At 64.0% G+C, this 14,307-nt stretch carries 11 protein-coding genes; 6 read left to right on the top strand and 5 right to left on the bottom strand.

Features of this window, described 5'->3' with window-relative positions:
- Positions 1 to 421 precede the first annotated feature (421 nt).
- Positions 422 to 4,207 (top strand): vitamin B12-dependent ribonucleotide reductase, encoded by a 3,786-nt coding sequence (locus ACT6Q8_RS03440; protein WP_444732643.1) that lies wholly within the window; start codon positions 422 to 424, stop codon positions 4,205 to 4,207.
- Between the two features lie 3 nt (positions 4,208 to 4,210).
- On the opposite strand, the gene ACT6Q8_RS03435 is transcribed toward ACT6Q8_RS03440, so the two are convergent.
- Positions 4,211 to 5,485, bottom strand: a complete 1,275-nt coding sequence (locus tag ACT6Q8_RS03435) for a hypothetical protein (protein WP_444732642.1) — start codon at positions 5,483 to 5,485, stop codon at positions 4,211 to 4,213.
- 237 nt (positions 5,486 to 5,722) lie between these two features.
- On the opposite strand from ACT6Q8_RS03435, the gene ACT6Q8_RS03430 reads away from it, so the two are divergent.
- The 3 genes from ACT6Q8_RS03430 to ACT6Q8_RS03420 all read left to right on the top strand — a co-directional run bounded on the left by ACT6Q8_RS03430 (position 5,723) and on the right by ACT6Q8_RS03420 (position 8,576).
- Complete coding sequence (locus tag ACT6Q8_RS03430) at positions 5,723 to 6,550, top strand: N-acetylmuramoyl-L-alanine amidase family protein (protein ID WP_444739337.1); 828 nt, start codon at positions 5,723 to 5,725, stop codon at positions 6,548 to 6,550.
- Between the two features lie 159 nt (positions 6,551 to 6,709).
- Complete coding sequence (locus ACT6Q8_RS03425; protein ID WP_444732640.1) at positions 6,710 to 7,237, top strand: BON domain-containing protein; 528 nt, start codon at positions 6,710 to 6,712, stop codon at positions 7,235 to 7,237.
- Entirely contained in the window at positions 7,218 to 8,576 is a 1,359-nt protein-coding gene (locus tag ACT6Q8_RS03420) for a hypothetical protein (RefSeq protein WP_444732639.1), read from the top strand. Before ACT6Q8_RS03425 ends, ACT6Q8_RS03420 begins: the two co-directional genes overlap by 20 nt.
- A 141-nt stretch (positions 8,577 to 8,717) precedes the next feature.
- Here the strand turns inward: ACT6Q8_RS03420 and ACT6Q8_RS03415 are convergent, their stop codons facing one another.
- Positions 8,718 to 9,179, bottom strand: a complete 462-nt coding sequence (locus tag ACT6Q8_RS03415; protein WP_444732638.1) for an MmcB family DNA repair protein — start codon at positions 9,177 to 9,179, stop codon at positions 8,718 to 8,720.
- 111 nt (positions 9,180 to 9,290) lie between these two features.
- On the bottom strand, positions 9,291 to 9,575 hold the full coding sequence (locus ACT6Q8_RS03410) for a hypothetical protein (protein WP_054167215.1): 285 nt from the start codon (positions 9,573 to 9,575) through the stop codon (positions 9,291 to 9,293).
- 292 nt (positions 9,576 to 9,867) lie between these two features.
- On the opposite strand from ACT6Q8_RS03410, the gene ACT6Q8_RS03405 reads away from it, so the two are divergent.
- Entirely contained in the window at positions 9,868 to 10,233 is a 366-nt protein-coding gene (locus ACT6Q8_RS03405; RefSeq protein ID WP_054167214.1) for a VanZ family protein, read from the top strand.
- A gap of 52 nt (positions 10,234 to 10,285) precedes the next feature.
- Positions 10,286 to 12,028 (top strand): tetratricopeptide repeat protein, encoded by a 1,743-nt coding sequence (locus ACT6Q8_RS03400; RefSeq protein ID WP_444739336.1) that lies wholly within the window; start codon positions 10,286 to 10,288, stop codon positions 12,026 to 12,028.
- Between the two features lie 6 nt (positions 12,029 to 12,034).
- Here ACT6Q8_RS03400 and ACT6Q8_RS03395 read toward each other — a convergent pair whose 3' ends face one another.
- Positions 12,035 to 13,000, bottom strand: a complete 966-nt coding sequence (locus ACT6Q8_RS03395; RefSeq protein ID WP_444732636.1) for a bifunctional riboflavin kinase/FAD synthetase — start codon at positions 12,998 to 13,000, stop codon at positions 12,035 to 12,037.
- Positions 13,001 to 13,053: 53 nt separating this feature from the next.
- Positions 13,054 to 14,241 carry an MFS transporter gene (locus tag ACT6Q8_RS03390; RefSeq protein WP_444732635.1) on the bottom strand — a complete coding sequence of 396 codons (1,188 nt, stop codon included), beginning with the start codon at positions 14,239 to 14,241 and terminating at the stop codon, positions 13,054 to 13,056.
- Between the last annotated feature and the right edge of the window lie 66 nt (positions 14,242 to 14,307).

Here is a 14,307-nt window from a genome sequence, read left to right as displayed (position 1 = left end):
CAGGGGCATTCAGGGCACGACTTGGCTATGATACCGGCCACATTTGGCGGGCGCACCCTGCCACCGTTGAGGACGGAATGAAACCCCCTGTCCGGTGTGGATATGCCCTGCGTCGGGGCACCTGACCTTATGCGTCGCCCCGATGTGGGGATCGAAGCGACTCACACAAGGGGACGGGATGCCAAATCCAGCATTTCCGCCATGGCACGCCAGCCCGGAATGGATTCCGGCGGACCGCAATCGTCAACCACAATAAGCAGTGTATGGCCCTGCTTTCCCCAACAAAATCTGGTTGCCGGCCCCGCCTCCGGTGGCCTAGCCTCTGGCCCGTCACCATATATTGCGGCGTGGCTGCGCCTGTCCCTTTCGTGGATGGGGCTGGCCAGGATCGCCGCCTTGTCTGGGAAAAGGGGCCAGGACCATGCGTATCGAGCGCCGTTTCACCGTCGAAGGTCAGGATGCCTATGCGGATATCCCGTTCCGAACGACGACCAGCGAGATTCGCAATCCCGACGGTTCCACCGTGTTTCAGGCCAAGGATATCGAGGTGCCGGCGGAATGGAGCCAGGTGGCCTGTGACATCCTGGCACAGAAATATTTCCGCCGCGCCGGGGTGCCGAAGGCCCTGAAAGCGGTGGAGGAGAATAGCGTCCCCAGTTTCCTGTGGCGCCATGTCGCGGACGAAAAAGCACTGGCCAAGCTGCCGTCCGAGCAGAGGATGGGCGGGGAAACCTCTGCCCGGCAGGTTTTCGACCGTCTGGCCGGCACCTGGACCTATTGGGGCTGGAAGGGCGGCTATTTCGATTCGGATACCGATGCCTCGGCCTTCTTCGATGAAATGCGCTTCATGCTGGCCCGTCAGATGGCGGCCCCCAACAGCCCGCAATGGTTCAATACCGGCTTGCACTGGGCCTATGGCATCGACGGCCCCGCCCAGGGGCATTTCTATGTCGACCCGGCCACCGGTGCCGTCACCCCATCCAACTCCGCCTATGAACGCCCACAGCCGCATGCCTGTTTCATTCAGTCGGTTGCCGACGATTTGGTGAATGAAGGCGGGATCATGGATCTGTGGGTCCGCGAGGCCCGTCTTTTCAAGTATGGTTCCGGCAGCGGAACAAACTTCTCCCGCCTGCGCGGGGAGGATGAGAAGCTGTCGGGCGGCGGCAAATCCTCCGGTTTGATGAGCTTCCTGAAGATCGGGGACCGCGCGGCGGGTGCCATCAAGTCAGGCGGGACCACGCGCCGCGCCGCCAAGATGGTGACGGTCGATCTCGATCACCCCGATGTCGAGGCCTATATCGACTGGAAGGTGGTGGAGGAGCAGAAGGTCGCCGCCCTGGTGACCGGGTCCAAGCAGGTTTCGCGCCACCTGAACATGGTGATGGCCGCCTGCAATGAAGGGATCGGTCCGGACGCCGAACGGCTGGACCCCGCCAAGAACCGTGCCCTGAAACGCGCCATCATCGCGGCCCGCCGCGATCTGGTGCCCGAAAACTATATTCAGCGCGCGATCCAACTGGCGGGCCAGGGCCATGCCGGCATCGATATCCGCACCTTTGATACCGATTGGGATTCGGAAGCCTATCTGACCGTCAGCGGCCAGAATTCCAACAATTCGGTGCGCGTGCCCAACGCCTTTCTGGAGGCGGTGGACAGCGACGGCCCGTGGAACCTGATCCGCCGCACCGACGGGAAAGTGTCGAAGACGCTGCGTGCCCGCGACCTGTGGGACAAGATCGGCTATGCCGCCTGGCAATCCGCCGATCCCGGCGTGCAGTTCGACACCACCATCAATGAATGGCACACCTGCCCGGCATCCGGTCGCATCAACGCGTCCAACCCGTGCAGCGAATATATGTTCCTGGACGATACGGCCTGTAACCTCGCCTCCATCAACCTGATGGAATTCCGGCGACCCGATGGTCGTTTCGATATCGAATCATTTACCCATGCCTGCCGGCTGTGGACCATCGTCCTGGAAATCTCCGTGGCCATGGCGCAGTTCCCGAGCCGTGAAATCGCGCGCCTGTCCTATGATTTCCGTACCCTGGGCCTGGGCTTTGCCAATATCGGCGGCCTGCTGATGGCCGCCGGCCTGCCCTATGACAGTGTGGCGGGCCGGTCGCTGACGGGTGCCATTACGGCGCTGATGTCGGGTGTGGCCTATGCCACGTCTGCGGAAATGGCGCGGGAGTTGGGTCCCTTCCCCGGCTTTGACGCCAACCGCGAGCCGATGCTGCGCGTCATCGCCAACCATCGCCGTGCCGCGCATGGCGCCCGCACGGGTTATGAGGGACTGTCGGTGGCGCCGGTGCCACTGGTCAGTGATGAATGCCCCGATGCCGACCTGATCGTGGCGGCGCGCGGTTCCTGGGACCATGCCCTGGACCTGGGCCGCGCCCATGGCTTTCGCAACGCCCAAACCACCGTGATCGCCCCCACCGGCACCATCGGTCTGGTCATGGATTGCGACACAACCGGGATCGAGCCTGACTTCGCCCTGGTGAAGTTCAAGAAGCTGGCTGGTGGCGGTTATTTCAAGATCATCAACCGCGTCGTGCCGGAGGCGCTGTCACGCCTGGGCTATGATGATGCGGCCATTGCGAAGATCGAACGCTATGCCGTCGGCCATGGCACCCTGGTCGGTGCCCCTGGCATCACCCATGACCGGCTGCGCAAGCTGGGCTTTGGCGACAGAGAGATTGAGAAGGTCGAGAGCGCGTTGGAATCGGCCTTCGATATCAAGTTCGTGTTCAATAAATGGACCTTGGGCGCCGATTTCTGCATCGACACCCTGGGCATCCCGGCGGACCTGCTGGACAGCCCAGGCTTCGACCTGCTGGCCCATCTGGGCTTCTCCAGGAAAGAGATCGAAGCGGCCAATGTCTATGTCTCCGGCGCCATGACCCTGGAGGGTGCGCCCGGCCTTCGCGACGAACATCTGCCCGTCTTCGACTGCGCCAGCCCCTGCGGCAAGATCGGCAAGCGCTACCTGTCGGCAGAAGCGCATATCCGCATGATGGCGGCGGCACAGCCCTTCATCTCCGGCGCCATTTCCAAGACCATCAACATGCCCAACAGCGCATCGGTCACGGCCTGCACCGACGCCTATATGCTGTCCTGGCAGTTGGGTCTGAAGGCCAATGCGCTGTACCGCGACGGCTCCAAACTCTCCCAGCCGCTGAACGCCCAGATCCTGGAGGAGGATGAGGAGGATTTGACCGGCGAGGAACCGACCCTGCTGGAACGCGTGGTGGAGGCACCCGCCGCCGCCCGTATCCCACTGGTTGCTGAACGCGTCGTGGAACGGGTCATTGAGCGCGTGGTAGAAAAGGTCGTGCGGTCCGGCGGGCGCGAAAAGCTGCCGCAGCGGCGCAAGGGCTATACGCAGAAGGCCATGGTCGGCGGGCACAAGGTCTATTTGCGCACCGGTGAATATCAGGATGGCCGTCTGGGCGAGATTTTCATCGACATGCATAAGGAAGGTGCCGCCTTCCGGTCGATGATGAACAATTTCGCCATCGCGGTATCGCTGGGCCTGCAATATGGCGTGCCGCTGGAGGAGTATGTCGAGGCCTTCACCTTCACCCGGTTCGAACCGTCGGGCATGGTGCAGGGCAACGACGCCATCAAGATGTCGACCAGCATCCTGGATTATGTGTTCCGGGAACTGGCCATCTCGTACCTTGGCCGCAACGATCTGGCGCATGCCACGCCGGAGGATCTGCTGCCCGACACGATGGGCCGGGGCGATGCGCAGGCCGATCTGGCCGGTGTGCCGGAAGCCGCCAACACAGCCCCGGAACTGCCGGACAATGCCGCCTACATGACGCAGGAGACGCTGGCCGCAGTCGCGCGCATTGCGTCGACCGGCTATGTCCGCTCCAACCTGCGCGTGGTGCCGGGTGGACAGCAGGGACGGGTTTTGGCCGGGTTCCAGCAGGCAACGACGGCTTACGCCGCTACCGGCACTGACGTTACCAGCTATGCTGGCGGCGCGTCGGTCCATTCCGACAGCCTGTCCAGCACGGCCCTGCGTGGTGGCACCGTCGGTCGGCATGACGCCCGGTTCGAGAAGGTCAGGGAAGCCCGCGCCCGTGGGTATGAGGGCGACCCCTGCCCGGAATGTCAGAACATGACCCTGGTCCGCAATGGCACCTGCCTGAAGTGCGATACCTGCGGCGGGACGACGGGTTGCAGCTGACCTTCAACCCTGCCTGCGGCGGGCATGGTGGGCCTGGACCAGGCGCCGGGCCTGCCGCAACCGCTCCGGGTCGGACAGGTCAGCAGTGACCATTTCCGACTTGCTGGGGATCGGCAGGTCGGATGGCCATTCCCGGTGCCGCATCCAATTGGCCATAGCCATATAGGCCGGGGGGTCCAACTTGCGCAACGCAGGGCGGGTCAGGCAACCAGCCTTGATCCAGGGCATCCAGACGGCGCGCAGGAAACCGGCGATGTCCTGCGTCCGGTCGGGCCGATCCGCATATAGCAGCGGCGCGCGGACGGGCAGTTCCAGAGGCGTCGACATGCCCGGCACCGCCCCCTCACCCGCCAGGATCCGCCCCACCCATTCCAGCAATGCCGGGGCACCCGGATGGTCGGGCAGATGCCGGTGAAGGCTGTCGCGCAGATCGGCCAGAACCGCCGCCGCACCGGTGGGAACGGGGGACTTTACAGGTGATGAGGGTGCGGTCCAGCCGAAGAAGCGGACATTGGATGCGGGCTGTGCCGGCGCATCCGACCGCCGGCCCAACAGCGCCATAAGCCGCCCCCTTCCGTCCGCCGCGGCCCTTCGCTCACCCGCGTTCCGGTAATGCATGCCGGCGATATAGCCGGGCTGGGCCAGCAGGAAATGGCAGAAATGCTGCGCCAACTCGTAAATGTACCATTCATTGGCGCGGAAACCCTGTTCCCAAACCATGCGTGACACGCCCGGCATGGCCCGCAGGCCCATGGTAATGCGCCAGGGTGATGGCTCGATCAGGTCCGGCAGGGTCAGGCTGGCGCCGATGAAATATTGGTGGTCGGCAAAGAAATCCTCGAACGCCAGAGTACGCGGGCAGAGCAGCGGGCGTTCATGCGCCTCCGGCGCGCCGGTCCAGAAGATCGCCGCCTCATGCCGCCGCACCATGGTCTGGCGCAGGATGGGGGAGCCGAGAAAGGCGAAGGGCTTGCGGACATAGGCCGGGATGACGCCCAGATTGCCATCAATGGACCAGGCCACCCCGTCATCGGCGGGCCGCAGCAGGTGGCGGATGGTAATGTTATACTGGCCGATGACGAACCGTGCCAATTCCGCGAGGAACAGGGCTTCCACCCGATCCCGCGACAGAGCCGGCGGAACCCCTTCACAGGCCTGCGCCACACGCTGAAAATAGGTGCCTAAGGCCACCATCTGTGTGGTCCGCAACCGGGACTCGGTCCCGTCAAGATGAATATCGCCTGTCATGGTATCAGGATAACGCAGGGCAACGGCCATGGGCAGCACCCTATTCGTCACTGGGGGGCCATGGCGAAACCGGACCGGTGGCGCAACAGCCCAATCCAGGCCTTACACGGACGCTACCCAGGACCGCTATCGTGGTTTTGCAGGCACACAATGCCGCAGTTGCGCAACAGAGACGCATGTTTCTGTTGCGCAACGGTGCACCGGGGTCCAAACATTGTCCGTTGACGAAGGGCCAGACTGTTCCGGGCCCCATTGGTGGTCGCGTCGATGAATCGCAGGGATTTGCTCCGTTTCGTTCTGGGTGTCCCGGTTGCTGTGCCGATGGCATCGGTCACGCTGCTGCACGTCCCCCCGTCGCATGCCCAGGCGCAGGAGGGCGGCAAGCCGAAGCCGCCATCGCGCAAACCGCGCCCGCCCCGCCTTGTCATGCTGGACCCCGGCCATGGCGGCCATGATCCCGGCTGCATCGGGGCCAAGGGCACCTATGAAAAGAATGTCGTCCTGGACATTGCCAAGGAGGTCGCCCGTCTGGTGGGCAAGACCAAGGGCTGGCAGGTGGAACTGACGCGCGACGACGACAATTTCATCGACCTGAAGGAACGCGTGCGGATCGCCCAAGGTGCGAAGGCCGACCTGTTCATTTCCATCCATGCTGACAGTGCGCCCAACAAGGCGGCGCGCGGCATGTCCGCCTACACCCTGTCGGAAAAGGCCAGCGATGAATTCGCCGCCGCCATCGCCCAGCAGGAGAATATCGCCGGCGGTCTGGGGCTGGACGTGTCGGGCCTGGATGAGAAGGTGGCCGGCATCCTGATGGACCTGGCCGCCCGCCACACCGTGACGGCAGCGCTGCATGCCAAACAATCGATCATCCAGGGGGCGGGCAAGGATGTCCGCCTGCTGGAAAACCCCATGCGATCGGCGAATTTCGCAGTGCTGAAGGCCCCGGACATCCCGTCGCTGCTGATCGAAACCGGTTTTCTGTCCAATCCCCAGGATGAGACGCTGCTGCGCGATGCCAAGGCGCGCCGCAACATCGCCGGCATCCTGGCCCGTGAACTCACTGCGGTGATGACAGCCGCTCCCTTCGCCTGAGGCCCCCTTGACCCACCCCGCCGGGGCGGAAACCGCATCCCCCGGCCCGGTTCTCACCACATTTCACCGTTAAAGTCCGGCCGTGCCACGGGAAAATCACGGCCGCAGGAGGCATGAACGATGGGGAACATGCGCCTTTGGGCGCCCAGGGGTCTGGGGATGGCGATGCTGCTGGCGGTGGGCTTTGCCCTGGCCGCTCCGGCCATTGCACAGACGAGTGCGGGGAATAATCCGACCGTTGCCGCGTTGGATGATGATGGCCTGCGCAAGGCCGTGGAAAAGCGTTGGCGCGACAATGGCGGATTGGATGAACGGCTGCGCGTGGAAGTGCGCGACAGCCGGGCCCTTCTGACCGGCCGCGCCGCCAACCCCGACGAACGGGTGAACGCCGTGAAGCTGGCTTGGCAGGTCGATGGCCTGAAGGAAGTGATCAACGAGATCGGGATCGGCGACGAAAGCAGCCTGTCCGACCGGACAACGGACATGTGGATCACAGCGCAACTGCGCAAGGATCTGATGACGGATGCGGAGATCACGTCGGGCAATTACACGATCGAGACGGTCAATCAGGTGATCTACCTGATGGGCCGCGCCCGCTCGCCGCAGGAACTGGAACGGGTACGCAACCATGCGCGTGAAATAGCGCGGGTCCGGCGGGTGGTGAGCCATGTCCAAGTTCCAAATTGACGCCGCGCGCCTGTGGGGACAGGCACTGTTCGCCCCTGCCCTGCTGGCCCTGGCCCTGCTGATGGCGTCCAGCGCCGCCTGGGCGCAGACCAGCGACCAGAATGCACAGGCCAACCGGCAGTTCGTGCAGGCCATGCAGTCCATCCGGCAGGCCGATCAGTCCTATGATGAGGCGGAGCAGACGAAGCTTCTACAGCAGGCTGACGCACTGCTGGCCGACATCATCACCCGCCTGCCCGAAAGCACGCTGGCCGTGCAGCTGATGACCAATCAGTTCATCGGCGATTTCGACTATGTCGAGTTCAAGAACCGGCTGCGCGGGCTGGTCTGTGCCGACCCGAAATCCAATGCCTGCCTGCTGCACCGGATCGAGGCGCTGGTGACGCCCATCGAGTACCCCATCGCGGCCCCGCGCTGGGACTGGCTGTCGCTGGCCATCGCCCATCATCAGATGGGGGATAAGGCACGGGTAAGGCCCATCGTTGCCCCTTTCGTGCAGGCCCTGCGGACGGGTGGGGCCAAGGGGGACGTGAGCCCCGACCTGTTCGTCAGCCGTACCCTGGCCCTGACGGGCGAGGTCGATCGGGCACTGGCCATCACGCGTGAGTTCCAGGATTGCGCCACCCGCGTCTATAACCTGTCCGACATTGTCGAGGCACTGGTCTGGCGTGGCGATATGGCCAAGGCGACGGAGATCACCGAAGAGGTGACCGAATTCGCCCGCACCCAGGGCTGTGCCTGGGAACTGGGTCTGGTTGCGCAATCACTGCTGCATGTCGGGCTGGAGGCGCGGGCGCGCACTCTGTTCCTGAATACGGTGGAGGAGCAGTTCAGCCGATTCAAGGACCGCCGTGGCAATTGCTGCCCCCCGGAACTGGCGGTTGCCGCCGGCGATCTGGGGGACACCAACCTCGCTTTGGGCCTGCTGCGGACGGTGCAGGAGGAAAGCCCCTGGACCATTCCGCAGGTGCTGGGCCGGCTGGAGGCGCGGGGCGAAAAGGTCCTGACCCTGACCTATGCTGACCAGTTGCAGGATAATGACCTGAAGGCCGAAACCTATGTCGAGCTGATCGACGGGGCGCTTAAGGCCAAGGACCGGGGTCAGGCCGATACCTTGTCGGCCCGGCTGGACAAGACCGTTACCGACAGCCGGACGCCCATCACGTTGGTGCAACGGGCACGGGCGGACAAGTTGCTCTATAGCGACAACCGCTGGCGCGGCACTTTCCAGGCGGCGATTTCAGAGGCGGAGCGCGGTTCCGGCCAACGCCGCGATATCGCCGTGCCCTTGCTGGCGGCCCTGGTGGAGATCGAGACGGGCAAGCCGATGCTGGAGTAATGCTGGGTCTCAAGACAGCAGCAGCGTAGCGCGGATTAGGCGGAACCGTAATCCGCGGAAACCCGCCACCAGCGTCGCTCCGCGGATTACGCTTCGCTAATCCGCGCTACGACAATTTTCTGCCGTTTATATGGCCGGAGGTTACTCCGCGACACGCAGGCCCGGATCTTCCACCCGGTGCAGGCGGGCCATGGCGATATGCGCGACCTTCAACGTCAATGCCTTACGACGGGCCGCCGCCAGCTTGGCCAATGGTGCCGGGCGGATGATTTCCGCCCCGAAGGCATCGGCAATGATCAGCCCGCATTCGGCGGGGATCAGATCGACCGGAAAATCCGCATCCACTGCGAAAAAGAACCGGTCGCAATAATCCAGATATTCCGGCCATTTCTGGTCGGTCTTGAAATCGATGATGCTGCTTTTGACCTCGACGATGGTCACCTCACCATCATCAGACAAGGCCAGGATGTCGGCCCGCCGGCCATTGGCCAGCGAGAATTCGACCAGCCCCCGCACCCCCCGCTCTGCCAGCATACGGCGCACGCCCCGCGTGATGGCCGCCGCCGCGTCCGATTGCGGGCGCGGCAACGGGATCACCGGCATTGATGGCGCCTCAGACACGGGCACAAGGTGGAGGATCGCGGAAATGTTCATGAGTACGGATCATGAACATTTCCGCCTGTCCTGGCAAGCCCGTTCAGACGGGGTAGCTGATCAGCAGCGGACCGTCAGGACCGACGTGCCACCCACGCTGGATGCCCGGATGACCGGCGTCAGCCCCGCCATCAACAGGCGGTTGCGAACCCCTTCCACCGTTTCGGTGGGGCGTGTCAAGGTGATGCGGGTATCGCGATGACCCAACGCCCGGCTGCGCGCTACAGCGGTCAGGATCTGATCGCTCAGCACCTCGACCCCGTCGAACACGGGATCGTTGGCCGGTGGCGGCGTGTGGGCCGCGGTCGTTTCGAAAGCCTGGGTGGACAGAGCGGCAGCCACCATGCCGTTTGCCGGATTGAGGGCTCCGGTCGCCACTGCGGGATACATGCAAGGTCCCTGGGTTCGAGCAGCTGACGACTTCACCGTCAGCAGGCCCTTTATTACGCTGATATTTGTTAAAAATCAGGCACCAACCTGTCAAGAATTTGCGCATCCAGCCCGCAAATTATGCATAGGTAGCATGCATTCCGCATTCTGTCGTGGAAATGGCGGATTTCCGATACCCTGGACAATGAACACGCCGTCAGGATGATCGGAGTCTATCCTGCTTTCCAAGATACTGAATCCTCCCACTGTGATCCGTCATTCCACCGGCGGGCTCATCCTGGCCGTTGCCATCCTGCTGCTGCCCTGGATGGCAGTGCAACCACAACTGGCCCCGCCGGCGGAGGGCGGTGCGGACAAGTATCTGCACATGTTCTGTTTCGCGGGCCTGGCCTTCATCGGCCTCTGGACCGTTCGCACTTTGCATGCGCGGATGGTGGTCCTTGCCTTTCTCCTGCTTCTGGGGGCGGGGATCGAATGGTTGCAGGCTTCGGTGCCGGGAAGGCAGGGCAGCTGGGGCGATCTGGCCGCCGATGCAACCGGACTTTTGCTGGCACTCATCCTTTTGCGATGCTGGCCGACGGCGCGGGATATGTTATCCCGTGAAGGTGATTGAAGACAGGGACGCGCCGCCGATGCCGCCCCCCTGTGGGAAGGATGGTGGAACCGTGCGTGTTTTGGGCTTGCGGTCGCCGGTGGCGGCAATGAATCTAGTGATGCTGGCCCTGGCCCTCGCAGGGGCCGCATCGGCCCAACAATCCCCCCCTTCACCGGCAGCAAAAACTCAGAAGACCGGCAGCAGTCCGATTTCCCAATATCTGACCGGTCGCATTGCCCAGAATGCCGGTGCCTGGGACGTGGCCAGCGCCAATCTGGGTGCGGCCCTCAAACAGGATCCGGAAAACCCGGCCCTGCTGCGCCGGACCTTTCTGCTTTCCCTGGGCGAGGGGCGCCAGCAGGAGGCGCTGACGCTCGCACGGCGTCAGGCGGTGCAGGAACAGGGGGGCAGCTTCGTGGCCCATGCCCTGCTGGTGGCCGATGATCTGCGCGCCGGACGCACGGCGGACGCCGCGGCCCGCATTGCCAAGCTGCCGGCGGACGGCATGGCCCCCTATATCGGCCCCTTGCTGTCCAGCTGGATTGCCGTGGCAGAGGGGGATTACGACCGCGCCATCAAAATTCTGGACCCGCTGACCGCCCATGAAGGCTTCAAGTCCATCCGCATACAGCAACTGGCCCTGATCGAGGATCTGCGCGGCAATCGTGATGCCGCCTTCCAGTATTACTCGGACGCCGCCAAACAGGGCATGCCGCTGCGCCTTGTGCTGCTGATCGGGAATTTCCAGGAACGATCCGGTGCCACCGACGCGGCCCGGCGCCTTTACCGCCAGTATCTGGATGCCAATCCCGATAATATGGTGGTCGAAGACGTGCTGGCGCGCATGGACAAGGGCGGTGTACCGGCACCCCTGGTCGGCAATGCCGCCGCCGGCCTGGGCGAGGCGCTGTTCCAACTGGCCTCCGCACTGCACCAGGAGGGGGCGGCGGAAATGGCGCTGCTTTATGACCGCGTGGCCCTTCACCTGACACCCGAACAGCCAATGGCCCGCCTTCTGGTGGGTGACATCCTGTCCAACCGCGACCGGGATGAAACAGCGCTGTCTGAATTCCGCGCCGTGACCGGCGGGGCGGGAATTCTGTGGATGGCCCGTATGCGGCAGGTGGATGTCCTGCGGCAGTTGGACCGGGATGATGAAGCCGCCGCCCTGTTGCAGAAAATGGCGGCGGAGCGTCCGACGCGCACTGATGCCCTGCTGCGGTTGGGTGACATGCACCGCCTTGCCAAGCGCCAGGATCAGGCCTTGGCCGCCTATGACCAGGCGCTGGCACGGGTGAAGGAGGAAAAGCCCCGCGACTGGATGCTACATTACGCCCGCGCCATGACCCTGGACGCCAAGGGCGACTGGGCGGGGGCGGAGGCAGCGCTGAAAAAGGCCCTGGCATTGCAGCCGGACCAGCCCAGCCTGCTGAACTATCTGGGCTATTCCTATATCGACCGCGGCGTGAACCTGGACCAGGGCACATCCATGATCGAAAAAGCCGTCGCCCAGCGCCCGCATGACGGCTTCTTCACCGACAGCCTGGGCTGGGCCATGTTCAAGCTGGGCAAGGTCGAAAAGGCCGTGGAACTGCTGGAAAAGGCGCTGGAGCTGGAACCCGGCGACCCGTCCATCAATGACCATCTGGGCGATGCCTATTGGGCCGTGGGCCGGCGTGACGAAGCCCGCTTCCAATGGTCCCGCGCCGCGATACAGGCGGAAAAGGATGACGGCCTGCGCCGCGCCGCCGAAGCCAAGCTGAAAAACGGCATGGTCACGACGGTGAAGGCAGAGGGAACAACGACCCGGTAAGCGGGGTCAGTCCAGAAGTTCCCGAGCCTTGGCGCTGTCGGCCACGATCTGGTCCTTCAGCGCCTGGAAACTGTCGAACTTCATTTCCGGGCGGATGAAGCGGCACAGACGCACGCGCAGATGCCGGCCATACAGGTCGCCATCGAAATCGAACAGATGGGCCTCCAGCCGTTCGGTCAGCCCACCCACGGTCGGACGGCGACCGATATTGGCAACACCCTTGTGCCAGACAGTGCGCGACCCCTCATCCACGCCTGCCATAATGGCATAAACCCCCAGGCGCGGGCGCAGATAGGTACCCAGTTCAACATTGGCGGTTGGAAAGCCGATGGTGCGGCCCCGCTTGTCGCCATGCTCCACCCGCCCCTCGATCTCCCAGTCATGGTCCAGGATGGCGGCTGCCTGCTCCACCTCGCCTGTCTGCAAATGCTGACGCACGCGGGTTGAGGAATAGGCGGTAGCATCAGGGCCAGCCACGGGGCGGACCTCCGTCACCGTGAAGCCGAACCGTTCGCCGGCATCGCGCAGGAAGGCCATATCCCCGCCCCGCTTGTGCCCAAAGACGAAGTCGTAGCCTGCCACGACATGCGATGCGGCCAGCCCATCCACCAGAATCTGGCGTACAAACTCATCCGCGGTCAGGTGGGAAAAGGCCTCGTCGAACCGCACCTCGAACAGGGCATCGATGCCCAGCGCCTCCACCAGCCGCGCCTTGATGCGCCAGGGTGTCAGGCGGAAGGGGGCATCGTCGGGGCGGAACAGGCTGCGCGGATGCGGCTCAAAGGTCAGGACGGCGGCGGGAACGCCCTTTGCGCGGGCTGCTTGCTTCGCCGCGTCGATGACGGCGCGATGGCCCTGATGCACGCCGTCGAAATTGCCAAGCGCGACCGCGCAGCCGCGAATGGCTGCCGGAAGGTCGGTAGTATGGCGATAAATCAGCATGGCGCCGCAGATGGTTGCGAAATCTGCCATGGGTATAGTCACAAGCGGGGATGGCGGTCCAGTCCCGCCATCCCCACCCCACCTCAATGCAGCGGCGTCGCGGCCACAGGGCGGACAGTGACCGTCCCCCGGTCCAGGGCACGGCTGACCAACGCCACGGCAAGGCCGGCGAGCGTCACCAGGGCGGCGACCCAGGTGACGGCACCCAGGCCCGGCCCCTGATCAATGGTCACCCCGCCAACCCAGGCGCCCAGGGCATTGCCCAGATTGAAGGCCGCGATGTTCAGGCTGCTGGCCAGCCCCTGCCCCGCCCCTTCCGCCTTTTCCAGCACGCGCATCTGCAAGGGGGCGACGGTGGCGAAGGCGGCGATGCCCATCAGGCCGACAAAGATGATGGCCGCGACCTTGTCGTGCATGATGAAGCCCATCACGCCCTCCACCAGGGCCAGTGCGATGAGCGTGCCCAGCAGCGTGGGCATCAGCCGCTTGTCGGCCAGCTTTCCGCCCAGCAGGTTGCCGATGGCCAGACCACCGCCGAACACCAGCAGGATGGGCGACACAGCTGCGTCGGAAAAGCCGGTGATGCGGGTCAGGATCGGCTGGATATAGGTGAAGACCGCAAACACGCCGGCAAAGCCCAACGCCGTCATCACCAGCCCCAGCCAGACCTGCGGCTTGGTCAGCACCGTCAGTTCCTGGCGGATGGACAGGGGCTGCGGCGTGGCCTTGTCCGCCGGGACGAAAACGGCCAGCACCAGCGTGGCGGCAATGCCGATCAGGGCCACGGCCCAGAAGGTGGAACGCCAGCCGAAATGCAGGCCCAGCCAGGCCCCGAACGGCACGCCCAGCAAGGTGGCCATGGTCAGGCCCGTGAACATGATGGCGATGGCAGACGCCTTGCGATCCGGCGCCACCATTCCAGTCGCCACAATGGAGCCGACACCGAAGAAGGTGCCATGGGCCAGCGAGGTGATGACCCGCGCCACCATTAACGAGGCATAATCAGGCGCGATGGCACAGGCGATATTACCGATGGTGAACACCACCATCAATGCGACCAGCAGCACCTTGCGCGGCAGCCGGCCCGTTATAAGGGTCAGAAGCGGCGCACCGGCAAACACCCCCAGCGCATAGCCGGAAATGAGCAAGCCCGCCGTGGAGACAGCGATCCCAAGGTCGGCAGAGACCTGCAACAGCAGGCCCATGATGACGAATTCCGTCGTGCCGATGCCAAAGGCACCAGCCGTCAGGGCAAATAATCCGATTGGCATGATTTCAGGTTCCGGATGAAGCGGATGACATGGGCGCCAAGATGGACGCGTCCCCATCCGTGAACT

Origin of the sequence: Niveispirillum sp., assembly GCF_052437035.1 — a bacterium.
Lineage (GTDB): Bacteria > Pseudomonadota > Alphaproteobacteria > Azospirillales > Azospirillaceae > Niveispirillum.
The sequence above is the reverse complement of the archived record's forward strand: the minus strand, read 5'-3'. Positions and strand labels throughout refer to the sequence as shown.